Source organism: Pseudomonas sp. 5Vm1k (assembly GCF_056161485.1).
In genome coordinates, this window is sequence record NZ_JBSPCZ010000007.1 from 117,029 (window position 1) to 132,052 (window position 15,024).

General features: G+C 57.7%; 17 protein-coding genes and 1 pseudogene. 9 read left to right on the forward strand and 9 right to left on the reverse strand.

Going from position 1 to position 15,024, the window contains the following annotated elements:
- Window positions 1-181: 181 nt before the first annotated feature.
- From ACWIKB_RS15820 to ACWIKB_RS15835, 4 genes are all read right to left on the reverse strand, one after another.
- On the reverse strand, window positions 182-685 hold the full coding sequence (locus ACWIKB_RS15820) for a universal stress protein (protein WP_475268002.1): 504 nt from the start codon (window positions 683-685) through the stop codon (window positions 182-184).
- A 94-nt stretch (window positions 686-779) separates the two neighbouring features.
- Window positions 780-1,685 (reverse strand): 5'-nucleotidase, encoded by a 906-nt coding sequence (locus ACWIKB_RS15825; protein ID WP_475268003.1) that lies wholly within the window; start codon window positions 1,683-1,685, stop codon window positions 780-782.
- A 24-nt stretch (window positions 1,686-1,709) separates the two neighbouring features.
- Window positions 1,710-2,666, reverse strand: coding sequence for a putative 2-dehydropantoate 2-reductase (locus ACWIKB_RS15830; RefSeq protein ID WP_475268005.1), 957 nt, complete (start codon window positions 2,664-2,666; stop codon window positions 1,710-1,712).
- Entirely contained in the window at window positions 2,663-3,049 is a 387-nt protein-coding gene (locus ACWIKB_RS15835) for a thioredoxin family protein (protein WP_475268006.1), read from the reverse strand. Before ACWIKB_RS15835 ends, ACWIKB_RS15830 begins: the two co-directional genes overlap by 4 nt.
- Between ACWIKB_RS15835 and ACWIKB_RS15840 the strand changes: the two genes are divergently transcribed.
- Entirely contained in the window at window positions 3,048-3,491 is a 444-nt protein-coding gene (locus tag ACWIKB_RS15840; RefSeq protein WP_403023471.1) for a PilZ domain-containing protein, read from the forward strand. The genes ACWIKB_RS15835 and ACWIKB_RS15840 overlap by 2 nt on opposite strands.
- Window positions 3,492-3,620: 129 nt before the next feature.
- A complete protein-coding gene (locus tag ACWIKB_RS15845; protein ID WP_054052004.1) occupies window positions 3,621-4,697 on the forward strand; it encodes a 3-deoxy-7-phosphoheptulonate synthase in 1,077 nt (358 codons plus the stop codon).
- Window positions 4,698-4,775: 78 nt separating this feature from the next.
- On the opposite strand, the gene ACWIKB_RS15850 is transcribed toward ACWIKB_RS15845, so the two are convergent.
- Complete coding sequence (locus tag ACWIKB_RS15850) at window positions 4,776-5,063, reverse strand: GNAT family N-acetyltransferase (RefSeq protein WP_020800382.1); 288 nt, start codon at window positions 5,061-5,063, stop codon at window positions 4,776-4,778.
- 644 nt (window positions 5,064-5,707) lie between these two features.
- Here ACWIKB_RS15850 and oprI point away from each other — a divergent pair.
- Window positions 5,708-5,959: an outer membrane lipoprotei OprI gene (gene oprI / locus ACWIKB_RS15855; protein ID WP_002553018.1), complete on the forward strand. Its 252-nt coding sequence runs from the start codon at window positions 5,708-5,710 to the stop codon at window positions 5,957-5,959.
- A gap of 123 nt (window positions 5,960-6,082) precedes the next feature.
- Here the strand turns inward: oprI and ACWIKB_RS15860 are convergent, their stop codons facing one another.
- The 3 genes and pseudogenes from ACWIKB_RS15860 to ACWIKB_RS15870 form a co-directional block, all read right to left on the reverse strand.
- The gene (locus tag ACWIKB_RS15860; RefSeq protein ID WP_475268008.1) at window positions 6,083-7,054 is read right to left on the reverse strand and encodes a L,D-transpeptidase family protein; all 972 of its coding nucleotides are present in this window, start codon (window positions 7,052-7,054) and stop codon (window positions 6,083-6,085) included.
- 291 nt (window positions 7,055-7,345) lie between these two features.
- A complete protein-coding gene (locus tag ACWIKB_RS15865; protein WP_054051999.1) occupies window positions 7,346-7,639 on the reverse strand; it encodes a hypothetical protein in 294 nt (97 codons plus the stop codon).
- Between the two features lie 56 nt (window positions 7,640-7,695).
- Window positions 7,696-7,839: pseudogene (locus ACWIKB_RS15870) on the reverse strand (arylesterase); the annotation flags it as partial.
- A 162-nt stretch (window positions 7,840-8,001) separates the two neighbouring features.
- Between ACWIKB_RS15870 and hxsA2 the strand changes: the two are divergent.
- Genes hxsA2 through hxsC form a run of 4 tightly spaced genes read left to right on the forward strand, consistent with a single transcriptional unit; the run spans window position 8,002 to window position 11,197 of the window.
- Window positions 8,002-8,286 carry a His-Xaa-Ser repeat protein HxsA2 gene (gene hxsA2, locus ACWIKB_RS15875; protein ID WP_475268010.1) on the forward strand — a complete coding sequence of 95 codons (285 nt, stop codon included), beginning with the start codon at window positions 8,002-8,004 and terminating at the stop codon, window positions 8,284-8,286.
- Between the two features lies 1 nt (window position 8,287).
- Entirely contained in the window at window positions 8,288-8,590 is a 303-nt protein-coding gene (gene hxsD / locus ACWIKB_RS15880) for a His-Xaa-Ser system protein HxsD (protein WP_475268012.1), read from the forward strand.
- Window positions 8,583-10,040 carry a His-Xaa-Ser system radical SAM maturase HxsB gene (gene hxsB / locus ACWIKB_RS15885; RefSeq protein WP_475268014.1) on the forward strand — a complete coding sequence of 486 codons (1,458 nt, stop codon included), beginning with the start codon at window positions 8,583-8,585 and terminating at the stop codon, window positions 10,038-10,040. Before hxsD ends, hxsB begins: the two co-directional genes overlap by 8 nt.
- Entirely contained in the window at window positions 10,034-11,197 is a 1,164-nt protein-coding gene (hxsC, locus tag ACWIKB_RS15890) for a His-Xaa-Ser system radical SAM maturase HxsC (RefSeq protein ID WP_475268016.1), read from the forward strand. Before hxsB ends, hxsC begins: the two co-directional genes overlap by 7 nt.
- An 18-nt stretch (window positions 11,198-11,215) precedes the next feature.
- Here hxsC and ACWIKB_RS15895 read toward each other — a convergent pair whose 3' ends face one another.
- Complete coding sequence (locus ACWIKB_RS15895; protein WP_475268018.1) at window positions 11,216-11,821, reverse strand: arylesterase; 606 nt, start codon at window positions 11,819-11,821, stop codon at window positions 11,216-11,218.
- A gap of 10 nt (window positions 11,822-11,831) precedes the next feature.
- On the opposite strand from ACWIKB_RS15895, the gene ACWIKB_RS15900 reads away from it, so the two are divergent.
- Window positions 11,832-12,515 carry an ABC transporter ATP-binding protein gene (locus tag ACWIKB_RS15900; RefSeq protein WP_213940745.1) on the forward strand — a complete coding sequence of 228 codons (684 nt, stop codon included), beginning with the start codon at window positions 11,832-11,834 and terminating at the stop codon, window positions 12,513-12,515.
- Window positions 12,515-15,019, forward strand: coding sequence for an ABC transporter permease (locus ACWIKB_RS15905; RefSeq protein WP_475268021.1), 2,505 nt, complete (start codon window positions 12,515-12,517; stop codon window positions 15,017-15,019). Before ACWIKB_RS15900 ends, ACWIKB_RS15905 begins: the two co-directional genes overlap by 1 nt.
- Window positions 15,020-15,024 lie beyond the last annotated feature (5 nt).

Sequence of the window (15,024 nt, forward strand, 5' to 3'; positions counted from 1 at the left end):
CAAAACGCCATTATTCGTGTTCTGGTGCCCTGCTTCGCGAATACGTTCTTCTTTTGATGAGAGGCTGTTGCTGCCAGGCAATGCGCCGTGACGAGTCATAGCCCGCTATGGCGAGGAGCGGCAACGCAGCATGGCAGTAACAGACCCCGTCAAAAAGGAACAGTATTTGCGAAGCAGGGCACTACCGGTCTCCCTGACGTCGACGCTCTACCAATGGCACCAGATAGACCGGCACCCGGGCCAACTGCAAGACCCGCGCCGCCGTACGGCCCAGCGGGGTTTCCGCACTGGCGCGATGGCTATGACTACCTACGATCAGCAAATCCACCGAGAGTTTCTGCGCCTGGTCGAGAATCACCTGCGACGGATCTCCCTGCACCACCCGCACCGCCTGAATCCGCTGCAGATCCTGCGTGCCCTCATCCCCCAATTCTTCTCGAAAACTTTCGAGCACCCGTTGTTCGATATTGGCGATTACCGTGTTCAGGCCCTGGCTGTGAAACTCGTTCAACGCCTGCTCATCAAGGTAGCTCTGTAGCACCGACTCGGCGAACAGCCCCATCGGTTCCACCGCGTGCACCACATACAAGTCGGCATTGAATGTTCGCGCCAGTGCCAGAGCATGTTGCATCACCAAAGGTGCATACAGGCCGAGGTCAGTGGCATACAGCATGGAACGAATCATATGACCTCCTCGCGTGCCAACATGGCGGAGATTGATTCAGCTTAGCAGTGCCTTGCCGAGTACGACGTGCCGCGTAACACCTTGAAGCAAGGGCTTAAACTTTCTGCTCGTTGCTGATGCCGTGCGGCACGTGACCGGTGGCGACCACTTCGCGCGCCAGTTCGCAATGACCGGCCTGATCATCGAAAAACACGTCGGCGGCAAACGCTTCCAAAAACGCCGCTTTGGTCAGGCCGCCAAGAAACAGTGATTCATCCAGACGAATGTCCCACTCGCGCAGCGTGCGAATCACCCGCTCGTGGGCCGGTGCCGAACGCGCGGTGACCAGAGCGGTGCGGATCGGACAGGCGTTATCGGGGAACTCACGCTGCAACAAATTCAATGCCGCGAGGAAGCCTTTGAACGGGCCGCCGCGCAAGGGCTCCCGGGCTGATTCACGCTCACTGGCCTGAAAAGCTTCCAGCCCACCGGACTGATAAACCCGCTCCGATTCATCGGAAAACAGCACCGCGTCACCGTCGAAGGCAATGCGCAATTCATCACTGGCCGCACGACTCGCGCCGCCCGAGAGAATGGTCGCGGCCGCAAAACCGGCGTCCAGCGCACTGCGCACATCTTCGGCATGGGTGGAGAGAAACAGGTCGCAACCAAAGGCCTTGAGGTACGGATAAGGACTGCGCCCACCGACAAACGCCGCGCGGGAAATCGCCAGGCCATAGTGGTGAATCGAGTTGAAGACCCGCAGACCGGTGTCGGCACTGTTGCGCGACACCAGCACCACTTCGACCCGGGCGCGACCCAGACTGGCATTCAGATTCAGGAGTTTTTCCACCAGCGGGAAGGCATCACCGGGCTCGAGGATTTCGTCTTCGTGTTCGATCTGGTATTGCCGATAGGCCTCGACGCCGCTCGATAGATAGACCTTGTGGCTTTCGCTTAAATCGAACAGCGCTCGCGAAGAAATCGCCAGCACCAACTTGTCATCTATGTCCTTTGCCATGCCCTTCCCCTCTGGTGGATCGACTCAAACGTTACGTCGATCAATAAAACCGAGCGCCCGATACAAGGCCTCGATGCGTGGCAACTCACATCCCGCCGCTTTCGCCGCTGCCAGTGGCCGGGCATAAATCGCCTCCAGCTCCAGCGGTCGCTTGTGCAGGAAATCGTGGTACATGCTCGGCCAATAGTCGGGCATTTTTTGGGTCACTATAAACAGATGATCGGCATACCCGGCCGGGATCTCGTGACCACAAGCGATTGCGCCCCGAACCACTTCGGCCATCAACGCCTTGATCAGTTCCCGACTGTCGGCATCGGCCATCAACGGCGTAGTGCTCGCCCCGAGCAGCACCGAGAGACCGTTGTAAGGGATATTCCATACCAGTTTTTGCCAACGCGCCTGGTGCAGGTTCGGCATGCCCTGAGAATCGATGCCTGCCGCGCGGAACAACCCGGCGCCCTCCTCGACAATGGCCATGCGGGCCGACTCATCAGCGGCCGGGCCACTGTGATAACCGACATTCACCGCGCCCAGCGCTTGATGCGTGATGACGCCAGGCCCGGTGCGATGAACGCAGATAAAGCAGAGCCCGCCAAGCACATGCAGCGAATCGGGGAGCAATTCGCGCAGGCTGTCCTCGACGTCCAGGCCGTTTTGCAGCACCAGTACTTTGGCGTTCGGCGCAGCGGCTTGCAGGATGGCGGGCGCCAGATCGGCGTTGCTGGTGGTTTTGGCGCCGATCAGCAGCCAGTCACATGGCGGCATGTCCTCGGCACTCGAATAGGCCTGGACCGGGTTTAACGTCAGCGCCCCATGCGGCGCACTGTCAACCTGAAGCCCGCGTTCGGCCACTGCGGAAAATTCACTGCGCAATAGAAAATGCACATCGAAACCGGCGCGCGCCAACATCACCCCGTAGAAACCACCGATTGCGCCGGTCCCGATAATGCCGATTGTCGGCTTGGCAACTGCTCCCATCATGGCAACTCCTCAGCAATTCGACTCAGCGCCTGGCCCACCGCCTGATTCAGTTCGGTGTCGGTCAGGCGCGACTGTACCGCCCCAAAGAACTCACCGTCGCGCACCACAAACAACGCCGGCAAATGAAAGACCTCATATCGCTCCACCAACCCGCCGTTGTCGGCGGCGTCGATCCAGCACAACCGGTCGAGCGCCAGATTGAGTCTTGGCAACTGCTCGCGGGCAAAACGGCAACTGGCACAGCCGACGCTGGTGAAAATCACCAGGGAAATGCCGCTCATCGCCAGCAGCCGTTGGTCGGCGTCGAAATCGGTCAGTTCCGATTCGACCACTATACTGGGGGAAACAATGTCAAATGGGCGACACAGGGAGTCCGTGTTCATGGGACGTTTTCTTCCTCATCCTGACGATGTGCCCGTGGAACTTACGCTGCTCAAACATGAGTGCATTTCACGGCAACGGCTGCACACTATCAGCCTCGGCGGCATGGCTTGCAATTACCACCGCGCCTGGCGCCACGGTACGGCGCTGGAAGTGCGCATGCCGACCTTGAACCCCGATTTGCGTTTCCTGGGCTACGTAGCCTGGTGCCTGCGCCGAAAGCGCGGCTACCTGGTGGGCATTGCCTTTGTCGATGAGCAGATGCTGTTCAGTGCGCGGATGGGCGAGCAGGTGTGCCAGATCGAGCGTTATTGCCGCCTGCATGATGCCCATGATGATCTGCAGGAAACTCAAGCCCTGGCCCTCGAATGGGTCCAGCAGCATGCCGACGAGTTCTCCAATGACACGGTTCGCAAGGCTTTTGCGCAGCCAGTGCTGGATTAAACAGCCGTCTGCCCATTGTCGAGTCACGGTGTAACGCGCTAAGGTTCGGGTCCCCCGACGCGCTTAATTTGCTGTGCTCCGCCGCGCGGGTTCGCTGGCGGCCGGCACCCGTGACCTGACGAGTAAACGATGGCTGATTTACCGATCAACGACCTAAACGTCGCTTCCAACGAAACCCTGATCACTCCCGATCAGCTCAAGCGTGATATCCCTTTGAGCGACGCTGCCCTGCGCACCGTAACCAAGGGCCGCGAAGTCATTCGCAACATTCTTGATGGCACCGACCACCGCCTGTTCGTGGTGATCGGGCCGTGCTCGATCCACGACATCAAGGCTGCCCACGAATACGCCGAGCGCCTGAAAACACTGGCAGCCGAAGTGTCCGATACTTTGTATCTGGTCATGCGCGTGTATTTCGAGAAGCCACGGACCACCGTCGGCTGGAAAGGTCTGATCAACGATCCGTACCTGGATGACTCGTTCAAAATCCAGGATGGCTTGCACATCGGTCGCCAGTTGTTGCTGGACTTGGCCGAGATGGGCCTGCCGACCGCCACCGAAGCACTCGACCCGATCTCCCCGCAGTACTTGCAGGACCTGATCAGTTGGTCGGCCATCGGCGCGCGCACCACCGAATCCCAGACTCACCGTGAAATGGCCTCCGGCCTGTCCTCGGCAGTCGGCTTCAAGAACGGCACCGACGGCGGCCTGACCGTAGCGATCAACGCCTTGCAGTCGGTTTCCAGCCCGCACCGCTTCCTGGGCATCAACCAGGAAGGTGGCGTGTCGATCGTCACCACCAAGGGCAACGCCTACGGCCACGTGGTATTGCGCGGTGGCAACGGCAAGCCGAACTACGATTCGGTCAGCGTTGCGCTCTGCGAGCAGGCGCTGAACAAGGCCAAGATCAAGCCGAACATCATGGTCGATTGCAGCCACGCCAACTCCAACAAGGACCCGGCCCTGCAACCGCTGGTGATGGAGAACGTCGCCAACCAGATCCTCGAAGGCAACCAGTCGATCATCGGCCTGATGGTCGAGAGTCACCTGAACTGGGGTTGCCAGGCGATCCCGAAAGACCTCGCCGACCTGCAATACGGCGTGTCGATCACCGATGCCTGCATCGATTGGTCCGCCACCGAGAACACCTTGCGCAGCATGCATGCCAAGCTCAAGGATGTGCTGCCGAAACGCGATCGCAGCTGATCAGCCGTCTTCGAGGACAAAAAACTCGGGCACAAAAAAACGCCGGGCTTAAACCCGGCGTTTTTTTATGCGTTGCGTTTACTGGCTCAGTTTTGCAGCGTGCCGCTGATGACGCTCCATGTAGCGCTCGACGTAAGAGCACGATGGAATCACCGTGTAGCCCATTTCTTCCGCGTACTGCAGCGCCTGTTCGGTCAACGCCGCCGCAATGCCACGGCCACGCAATGCGTTGGGCACGAAGGTGCGATAGATATCCAGGGTCTGTTTCCCCAGATCCATATAGGTCAGGTAGGCACGATGACCGTCCACATTGGTCTCGAACTGATGACCAGCCTGGTCATGGTGGATGGACAACGCCTCGCTCATCACTACTCCTCGCGGGTCTTGGATTCTGACCCCTACCTTACCGATGTTTTTCCGGCGAAGGAACATCTACGCCACCCTGTGCCTGAAAGGACACCGAGAAGAACTGCACCGCTCTCGCGCAACCTGGGCACGTATCAAATAGTAGGCACCATTGGCGAAAATGCTCAAGGTGCGCTCGTCATCATGCTGAGGTGGCGGTGGGTGCTGCTCCCGGGTTACGCAGGGACGGCTCGACCGAAGATCTTCCCGGGTCGAAAGCCTGAACATTGCCGGATGTTGAGACTTAAGACGAGCGCCCTTCGTTAAAGTCACCTCAACATGCAGAAAGATATGAGAGGTGCTGCGCAAAATCCGAACAAAAGTGTAGACGAAAGCATGTAGACAGACTTTAACAAAGACCGGAAATACTGCCTTCGGAATAGGGAACTTTTCTCATGCGGCTCGCTCATCTCGGGCCTTGCAGCTGGGTATTTTTTAAACAGAGCAGTTAAAAGTTGCTCGAAAAAGAATCAACGCCTACAATTTTTTTTGCTTCTTGCTTTACGTCAGTTTACTTACGACAAGTAATGGGTAGTATGTACGCCGGCTATTTCCTCACTCTGAGGAGACAGCTACTTAATAGAAAGTCCTTGAAGGGGAACACGATGAACAACGTTCTGAAATTCTCTGCTCTGGCTCTGGCCGCAGTTCTGGCTACCGGTTGCAGCAGCGTATCGAAAGAAACCGAAGCACGTCTGACCGCTACTGAAGACGCAGCTGCTCGCTCCCAGGCTCGTGCAGACGAAGCTTACCGTAAAGCTGATGAAGCTCTGGCTGCTGCTCAAAAAGCACAACAGACTGCTGACGAAGCTAACGAGCGTGCTCTGCGCATGCTGGACAAAGCTAGCCGCAAGTAATAATCCTTCGGGGTTGTTATCAAGCCGATCCATTTATGGGTCGGCTTTTTTATGCCCGGCGTTTAGTACCGGCCATAAAAAACCCGCCGACGGCCAACGTCGGCGGGTTCTTTTTCCTGCTGCTTACTGCTGCAGATCGACCGGTACGCTCGACACCATCGGTGCTCCGGTGTTCGGTACGGCGATTTCCACCGGCAGGCCGTCTTCGGCAGCCACCACGTCACGCACCACATCCCAGTTCATGCGCAGGTTGTTAGTGATGTCTTCACGCTTGAGCATCGCGTTGATCACGGCGGTGTGTTTGTCGACCACCGACGGGTTGCCGTTGTCGTCCAGCGGCGTGTGCGCTTCAAGATAGACCTTGCCGCCACTCATGCCGAATTTGTACGGGTCATTGATGATCCGCACCGACGTACCGACCGGCACCATGCTCGCCATTTCAAGCACATTGTTGTTGAACATACGGAAGCAGCCGTGGCTGGTGCGCATGCCGATGCCGAACTTTTTGTTCGAGCCGTGGATCAGGTAGCCCGGAGTGCCCAGACTGAACTTGAACGGCCCCAGCGGGTTGTCCGGGCCGGCCGGCACCACATTCGGCAACGGATCACCGTCAGCGGCGTGCTCGGCCTTGATCGACGCTGGAGGCGTCCAGGTCGGGTTCGGCGTTTTCGCGGTGATGGTGGTGTGGGCGATCGGCGAACCCCAACCTTCACGACCGATACCCAGCGGGAAGGTGTACACCACGTTCCGGCCTTTCGGGTAGTAGTAGAGGCGGTACTCGGCCAGGTTGATGACGATGCCTTCACGCGGGCCCGGCGGCAGAATGAAGCGGGTCGGCAGAATAATCTCGGTGCCGGCACCCGGCAACCAGGCATCGACGCCCGGGTTGGCCGCGACCATTTCCGAATAGCCCAGATCGTAAGTGGTACCAAGGTCGGCGAAGGTATCTTCGTACTTGGCCTTGATCACTTGCACCTGACCGATGATGTCTTCACCTGGAGGTGGTAGAGGCAGCTCTAGTGCTGAAACCGGACCCGCCACACACAGGGCAGCAAGGGTCAGGCAGCGGGTGACGGCAGGAAAGCGCGGCAACATCCGGAAAATCCTTCGCATGATCGACAAGGGTATAAGAAGGCGATTGTACACCGACGCCCGTAAAATCGGGGAGGTCAAGAACATCGCAGGCGATACATGACGTTTTTTTCATGTATGGGGTGTATGGCTGGAAATGTTTTTGTGGCGAGGGGGCTTGCCCCCGTTCGGCTGCGCAGCAGTCGTAAACTCATCACACGCGGTGTGCCAGTTGGAACCCGGCTGCAGGATTTGGCACTGCTTCGCAGCGCAACAGGGGCAAGCCCCCTCGCCACAAAAGTCCATCACACAGGCTTAAAGCTCGAACCGCAGTTCCGGCCAGATCGGCGAGGTGCCGCGTTTTTGCGACTCAAGGATGGCCCGGCACAACGAGCACAAACGCTGGTCCTGGAACACCGTGCGGTTCACGCTCGACCAGCGCGGCTGTGCCGGCAACAGGCTGCCGCACAGGGTCCGATCTGCCGAACCGCCGAGTTCCAGCTGACGCGCCACCAGATGCACCCGCACTTCCTGACAGGCGAACAGATCCAGCTGCTCGTCAGGCTCGATCAGTTGGTAGGCAAAAAGGGACCAGGCAGGACGCGGCATCGGGGGCTCCAAATCGGGGGCGCCACCTTAGCCGAAACACAGCCACTAGAAAAGCGTCAAAGCAGCGGTTTCAGTGTCGGCCAGACATTTTCCAGCAACTTGTCCTGAGCCACTGCGGCCGGGTGCAGGCCGTCGGCTTGCATCAAGTCTGGATGACCGCCGATTCCTTCGAGAAAAAACGGGACCAGCGGGATTTTTTCTCGATGACGAGGTTAGCGCAGACACCGAACTTGGGCAGCCAAAGGTACGTCTGTCGGATTTAAGGGATGGAAAGGGCTCCGTTACTAATTCCACATTGACATCATGGCTATCCGCCAGTGAGACTCAGCGAATACCCACACCCAGGATAAGGAAATCTAATAATGAAAAAGCGCTCCTTTCTAGTACCAATGGCAACTCTGGCCGCAGCTGTAGCTACCGAACAGGCTTCGGCCTTAGCAAGCCACGAGGTTGTCGAGCCCAATCCCGACACCACCATTTCATTCCAATCGGCTACTCAGAGTGAGAACCTTTCGGTTCGCGGCGGTAATGATCTCTTTGCATTTATCCTGAAACGTGGAGATCAAGGTCAATTCATGGCCTACCACAGCTCTCATAGCTCACACGCGTCGCACAGCTCACATAGCTCCCACCACTCGGGCTCCTGAAATGGAACGCGCGGCGACGCTCGTCTTTGATGAGCGGCTTTATGACGGACAGGTACTGCAAAAAGCCGCTTATCGCTCGATGAACTCACTGACAGCTGATATCACATGCGCTGATGGAAAATTTATCTGCGCCTTGTCCTCGAATATCGGCATCGATGAATCTTCGTTTCTGTCAGCCATTCAAGAATTCAAGAAGGATGTACTCGACTACCAGCTGCGGCATCGGCTGAACGCTGAGACCCTACCGATCAGGAATCTGATCCTTGGGCTGGCCTTCTCAGAAACCGGACTTATCAGTGAGTAAATTCCAAAAGCTGGAGTTTTATATAGAGCAACGTCCCTACGAGTTGCTGCCGTTCAAATTTGATCGTCTGAATGACGACGAGTACGTCATCACCAACATGGCAGGTGAGTATCACGTCATACCGATATCGATGCTCGAACCACTGATCAACAAGACGCTTCCGATCTCGTCCGAACTGATCCCTACGCTCAGATCGAAACAGTTCATCCGTTTCAGCAATGAACAGGCGCCGCTTCAGCTTCTGGCACTCAAGATTCGCACGCGATTGTCCAGATTGGCCAAGTTCACGAATCTGCATATCTTTGTCGTAACCCTTCGCTGCGACCACAGCTGCCCGTATTGCCAGGTATCAAGGCAATCGGAGAGCAAAGGCGAATTCGACATGACGAAGGAGATGGCTGAAAAGTCTTTGGACTTCGTTTTCAGGTCTCCGAATCCAGCCATCAAAATAGAATTTCAGGGGGGCGAGCCCCTGCTGAACTTCGAAATGGTGAAGTACATCGTTAGTGAGGCAAAAAAACGCAACCTTAAGGAAGGTCGTGACCTTCAGTTCGTCATTGCTACCACGCTATCGCTACTGACTGATGATGTGCTCGATTTCTGCAAGCAGCACAAAATTGTGCTTTCGTCTTCTCTCGACGGACCAATGGATCTGCATAATGCAAACCGCCCAAGACCCGGGCGAGACAGCCATCAGCGCTTCGAAGAAGGCCTGAAAAAGGCACGCGCAGCTCTTGGTTACGATCAAGTGTCAGCTCTGATGACAACGACGGACAAGAGCCTGCCACGAGCAAGAGACATCATCGACGAATATTTGCGCCTAGGCTTTGACGGAATCTTTCTCCGTACGCTTTCCCCATACGGCTTTGCGATCAAGACAAAGAAATACATGTCGTATGACACTGAGCGCTGGCTGGTGTTTTACAAGGAAGGTCTTGAGTACATCATTGAGCTGAACAAGTCCGGTGTACGATTTGTCGAGCAATATTCCTCTCTTGTACTGACAAAAATGCTGACATCAGGTGATCCTGGATTTGTTGACCTGATGAACCCTGCTGGCGCTGGCATCGCTGCCATCGTTTTCAATTACGACGGGGCCGTCTATGCCTCGGACGAAAGCCGGATGCTTGCAGAGATGGGCGATCATACGTTCAGGCTGGGCAACGTCCTTGAGCATTCGTATGAAGAGATCATTCTCTCCGATCAGCTTCTGGATGCACTGGAAAACTCCTTCACCTTAAGCGCCCCTATGTGCTCTGACTGTGCGTTTGAACCTTATTGTGGAGCAGAGCCCGTCTACCATCACGCCATGCATAGGGATCTGGTAGCGAGAAAACCTGAGTCCTCGTTCTGCAAGCGCAACATGGCGATTTTCAAGCATCTGATTGAACTGATGGGAAGCGACGAACATACAAAACGGATTTTTATGGGATGGGCCAATCGATGCTGAAGCTCAGCGGCAAAATAATCCGTATCCACGCTGTTGATGTTTACAAGGATCTCACCCTGATCAAGGTTTCCACCAACCGAAACCTACCTGATGTCTTGCGCCGGGAATTGGCTTATCTGGTTTCCGATCATCAGATCCCCAGTGGATTCGCACACTATCTACTGACCGAGCAACGTCAAAAGCTGGTCGAAGAATTGCCTGCTGGTTCTGATTATTCGATCCTGCCGGATGACTACAGCTACATTGGTGACAATGACGTTATCCGACTTTCCGCGGATCGTCAGAGCATCCGAGTGTTGTTCCGCGCTTCGTCACCGAACAACAGCATTCTGCTGACCGAGCAATGCAATAACTACTGTCTGATGTGCTCCCAACCACCTAAAACCGCTGATGACTCATGGATACTCGATGAGATCGAGAGCTTGATTCCGTTAATCCCAAAAGAGACCCGAGAGCTAGGGTTTACTGGGGGAGAGCCAACAACAAACCAAGAGCGTTTCCTTAAGATCATCAGCCTGACCAAAAGCTATTTGCCAAGAACCGCAATCCACATCCTCTCGAACGGTAGAAGCTTCAAAGATCCAACGTTCGCAGAAAAATATGCAGCCATTGAATTGGCCGACTCGATGATTGGAATTCCCGTCTATTCAGACGATCCGACACTGCATGATTACATCGTCCAGGCTCGAGGTGCGTTCGATGAAACCATTCAAGGCATTCTTAACCTCAAGCGCTTGGGTCAGAGGGTTGAGATCCGAGTGGTCATACACAAGCTCTCGGTGCAACGACTTCCGGAGCTGTGTGAGTTCATCGCCCGCAATCTTCTTTTTGTTGATCAGGTGGCCCTGATGGGCCTCGAAATGATGGGCTTTACCAGGGCCAATCTCGACGAGCTATGGATCGACCCCATCGAGTACAAAGACACGCTTAGCAAGTCGGTTAGCATCCTCGCCAAGTACGGCATGAACGTCTCGGTCTACAATCATCAACTGTGCTTGGTGAACCCGGATATTCTTCCCTACTACCGAAAATCGATTAGTGATTGGAAGAACGAGTTCGCCCCCGAATGCCAGAACTGCAAAAAGCAGCGCGAGTGCGGGGGCTTTTTCGCATCAGGCGTCAAGTTCGGGTATAGCAAACAGCTTTCTCCGTTCTGACCCCTTCGAGAAAATATTTCAAAGCAGCGGTTTCAGTGTCGGCCAGACATTTTCCAGCAACTTGTCCTGAGCCACTGCGGCCGGGTGCAGGCCGTCGGCTTGCATCAAGTCTGGATGACCGCCGATTCCTTCGAGAAAAAACGGTACCAGAGGGATTTTTTTCTCTTGCGCCAGGGTGCCATAGACCTTCGCAAAGGCCTCGGTGTAACGGGCACCGTAGTTCGGTGGCAGTTGCATGCCCAGCAACAACACCTTGGCACCACTGGCTTTGGAGCTGTCGATCATCGCCGCAAGGTTTTGTTGCAATTGTGTTGGGAGCATTCCGCGCAAGCCGTCGTTGCCTCCCAACTCGAGGATGACCAGCTCCGGTTTATGCTCTGCAAGCAGCGCCGGCAGGCGTGCCTGGCCTCCGGCACTGGTGTCGCCGCTGATGGAAGCGTTGATCACTTTATCGTCGAAACCTTCGCGCTTGAGCCGTTGCTCAAGCAGCGACACCCACCCCAAGCGGGTATCCAGCCCGAAACCGGCGCTGATACTATCGCCAACGATCAGGACTGTACCCGCCGCTGCGTTCTGGGCCATGCACATCAAGGCCAGGCCAGCACTCAAAAACCACACTCGCATCGGATTCTCCATGGGCGCAAGCATTCTCACCGCGAAGAACCTCAGCAAAGTGGTTCCCAGCGCGGAAGGTGAACTGACTATCCTGCACGAACTCAGCCTGGAACTGAACAAGGGCGACAGTCTGGCCATTGTCGGCGCCTCCGGTTCCGGCAAATCCACCCTCCTCGGCCTGCTGGCCGGCCTCGATCTGCCGAGCAGTGGCGAAGTCACCCTCGCCGGGCAAGCCCTGAGCAATCTCGACGAAGATCAGCGCGCACGCATCCGCGCCGAGCACGTGGGGTTTGTCTTTCAGTCGTTCCAGTTGCTCGACAGTCTCAACGCCCTGGAAAACGTCATGCTGCCCCTGGAACTCGATGGCCGCAAAGACGCCCGGGCGCGCGCCACCGAATTGCTGCAACGGGTTGGCCTGGGCCAGCGCCTGACTCATTCGCCGCGCCAGCTCTCCGGCGGCGAGCAGCAGCGCGTGGCGATCGCCCGTGCGTTTGCCGCCGAGCCCGACGTGCTGTTCGCCGATGAACCCACCGGCAATCTCGACAGCCACACCGGCGAGCGCATCAGCGACTTGCTGTTCGAACTGAACAAGGAGCGCGGCACGACCCTGGTGCTGGTGACCCACGACGAACGCCTGGCACATCGTTGCCGGCGCCTGATCCGCCTTGAAGCCGGCCTGCTGGTCGCCCCTCTGGAGCCTTGATGGCACGCTTGCCGCTATTGCGCCTGTTCAGCCTCGCCATCCGCCAACTGCTGCGCGACGCCCGCGCTGGTGAGCTGCGGGTATTGTTCTTCGCTTTGCTGGTGGCCGTGGCGGCGAGTACCGCCATCGGTTATTTCGGTGCCCGCCTCAACGGCGCCATGATGTTGCGCGCCACCGAGTTTCTCGGCGCCGACCTGCTACTGGAAGGAAGTTCGCCGGCGCGTCCGGAACAGATCAAGAGCGGCACGGAGCTGGGCCTGGAGCACGCCCAGGTGGTGGAATTCTCCAGCGTTATCGCCACCGACAACGGTATCCAGCTGTCCAGCATCAAGGCGGCCGACGACGTCTATCCGTTGCGCGGTGAACTGAAAAGTGCCCCCGCGCCCTTCGCCCCGGAAGTATCCGGTGGCGGGCCGAAATCCGGCGAGGCTTGGGTCGAGTCACGCCTGCTGACGGCGCTGGACCTGAAGATTGGCGACAGCATCGACGTCGGCATGAAAACCTTGAAGCTGACGCGAGTGCTGACGTATGAGCCTGATCGCGCCGGTAATTTCTACAGCCTGACGCCGCGAGTGCTGATCAACCTCAGCGATCTCACCGCCACCGGCGTGGTGCAACCCGGCAGCCGGGTCAGTTACCGCGAGCTCTGGCGCGGCAAGGCCCAGGCGCTGGAAACCTATCGCCAACTGGTCAAGCCCGGCCTCGCCGCCAACCAGCGCCTGCAAGATGCTCGGGACGGCAATCGGCAAATCGGTGGTGCACTGGGCAAGGCCGAACGCTACTTGAACATGGCCAGTCTGGTAGCCGTTCTACTGTCCGGGGTGGCGGTGGCGCTGTCGGCGACACGCTTCGCCACGCGCCGATTCGATGCCAGCGCATTGCTGCGGTGCCTGGGTCTGTCCCGCCGGGAAACCATGGTGTTGTTCAGTTTGCAGCTGACAGTCCTCGGCCTGCTCGCCAGTCTCAGCGGTGCCCTGCTCGGCTGGCTGGCGCAACTTGGTCTGTTTGCGCTACTGCATGACTTGTTGCCCACCGATGTTCCGCCGGGCGGTTTGTTGCCGGCCGTTGCAGGGATCGGCACCGGGTTGGTAGCTCTGGCTGGCTTTGCCCTGCCACCGCTGGCCGCACTCGGGCGGGTGCCGCCATTGCGGGTGCTGCGTCGGGACATGTTGCCGATTCCGTCCAGTACCTGGATGGTCTACTGTGCGGCGCTGGGTGCGCTCGGGTTGATCATGTGGCGCCTGAGCCTGGACCTGGTTCTGACGTTCGCCCTGCTCGGCGGCGGCGTGATCGCCGCCGTGGTGCTCGGCGGTTTGCTGCTGTTGCTGCTCAAAAGCCTGCGCCGGATGCTGGCCCGCGCTTCCTTGCCGTGGCGTTTGGGCCTTGGCCAATTACTGCGCCATCCACTGGCAGCGGCCGGCCAATCCCTGGCCTTCGGTTTGATTCTGCTGTCCATGGCGCTGATCGCTTTGCTGCGCGGCGAGTTGCTCGATACCTGGCAAAACCAGCTACCGAAAAACGCGCCGAATTATTTCGCGCTGAACATCCTGCCAGCGGACAAGCAGGCGTTTACTGATCGCCTGATCGAACTGTCGGCGCAATCGGCGCCGCTGTACCCGGTGGTGCCGGGAAGGCTGATCAGCATCAATGGCGAAGCGGTGCAGGACATCGTCAGCAAGGATTCGGCCGGTGACCGGGCGATCCAGCGTGACCTGAGCCTGACCTGGGCGGCGGACCTGCCGGCGGGCAACAAGCTCACTTCGGGCAACTGGTGGACTGAACAAACACCGGATGAAATTCCCGGTGTGTCAGTCGAAGGCAAGGTCGCCGAAAGCCTGAAACTCAAGCTGGGCGATCATCTGGTGTTCACTGTCGGCGGGGTCAATCGCGAAGCGAAAGTCACTAGCCTGCGGGAGATCAACTGGGACAACTTCCAGCCGAACTTCTTCATGATCTTCCAGCCCGGCACCTTGAAGGATCTGCCGGCGACTTACCTCACCAGCTTCTATCTGGCGGCCGGCCACGATCAGCAGATTGTCGATCTGTCCCGGGCGTTCCCGGCGGTGACCATTCTGCAAGTCGAAGCGTTGCTGGAACAGCTGCGCAGCATCCTCGCCCAAGTCACCCTGGCGGTGGAGTACGTGTTGTTGTTCGTGTTGGCGGCGGGGATGGCGGTGCTGTTCTCCGGTCTGCAAGCCACGCTGGATGAACGGATTCGCCAAGGCGCGCTGTTGCGGGCCTTGGGGGCCGAGCGGCAGTTACTGGTCAAGGCACGGCGGATCGAGTTCGGCTTGCTAGGCGCGGTCAGCGGTTTGCTGGCGGCACTGGGTTCGGAGTTGGTCAGCCTGGTACTTTACCGCTACGCCTTCGACCTGCCCTGGCATCCGCATCCGTGGCTGCTGGTGTTGCCATTGATCGGCGCGGTGCTGATTGGTGGCGCCGGTGTGTTCGGCACACGTCGCGCCTTGAACGCCAGCCCCCTGACAGTCTTGCGCGAGGGTTGATAGAC

Bases quoted from the DNA above. Each gene is read 5' to 3' on its own strand.
- ACWIKB_RS15820 (WP_475268002.1), bottom strand. From the start codon at position 685: ATGATTCGTTCCATGCTGTATGCCACTGACCTCGGCCTGTATGCACCT.
- ACWIKB_RS15825 (WP_475268003.1), bottom strand. From the start codon at position 1,685: ATGGCAAAGGACATAGATGACAAGTTGGTGCTGGCGATTTCTTCGCGA.
- ACWIKB_RS15830 (WP_475268005.1), bottom strand. From the start codon at position 2,666: ATGATGGGAGCAGTTGCCAAGCCGACAATCGGCATTATCGGGACCGGC.
- ACWIKB_RS15840 (WP_403023471.1), top strand. From the start codon at position 3,048: ATGGGACGTTTTCTTCCTCATCCTGACGATGTGCCCGTGGAACTTACG.
- ACWIKB_RS15835 (WP_475268006.1), bottom strand. From the start codon at position 3,049: ATGAACACGGACTCCCTGTGTCGCCCATTTGACATTGTTTCCCCCAGT.
- ACWIKB_RS15845 (WP_054052004.1), top strand. From the start codon at position 3,621: ATGGCTGATTTACCGATCAACGACCTAAACGTCGCTTCCAACGAAACC.
- ACWIKB_RS15850 (WP_020800382.1), bottom strand. From the start codon at position 5,063: ATGAGCGAGGCGTTGTCCATCCACCATGACCAGGCTGGTCATCAGTTC.
- oprI (WP_002553018.1), top strand. From the start codon at position 5,708: ATGAACAACGTTCTGAAATTCTCTGCTCTGGCTCTGGCCGCAGTTCTG.
- ACWIKB_RS15860 (WP_475268008.1), bottom strand. From the start codon at position 7,054: ATGTTGCCGCGCTTTCCTGCCGTCACCCGCTGCCTGACCCTTGCTGCC.
- ACWIKB_RS15865 (WP_054051999.1), bottom strand. From the start codon at position 7,639: ATGCCGCGTCCTGCCTGGTCCCTTTTTGCCTACCAACTGATCGAGCCT.
- hxsA2 (WP_475268010.1), top strand. From the start codon at position 8,002: ATGAAAAAGCGCTCCTTTCTAGTACCAATGGCAACTCTGGCCGCAGCT.
- hxsD (WP_475268012.1), top strand. From the start codon at position 8,288: ATGGAACGCGCGGCGACGCTCGTCTTTGATGAGCGGCTTTATGACGGA.
- hxsC (WP_475268016.1), top strand. From the start codon at position 10,034: ATGCTGAAGCTCAGCGGCAAAATAATCCGTATCCACGCTGTTGATGTT.
- ACWIKB_RS15895 (WP_475268018.1), bottom strand. From the start codon at position 11,821: ATGCGAGTGTGGTTTTTGAGTGCTGGCCTGGCCTTGATGTGCATGGCC.
- ACWIKB_RS15900 (WP_213940745.1), top strand. From the start codon at position 11,832: ATGGGCGCAAGCATTCTCACCGCGAAGAACCTCAGCAAAGTGGTTCCC.
- ACWIKB_RS15905 (WP_475268021.1), top strand. From the start codon at position 12,515: ATGGCACGCTTGCCGCTATTGCGCCTGTTCAGCCTCGCCATCCGCCAA.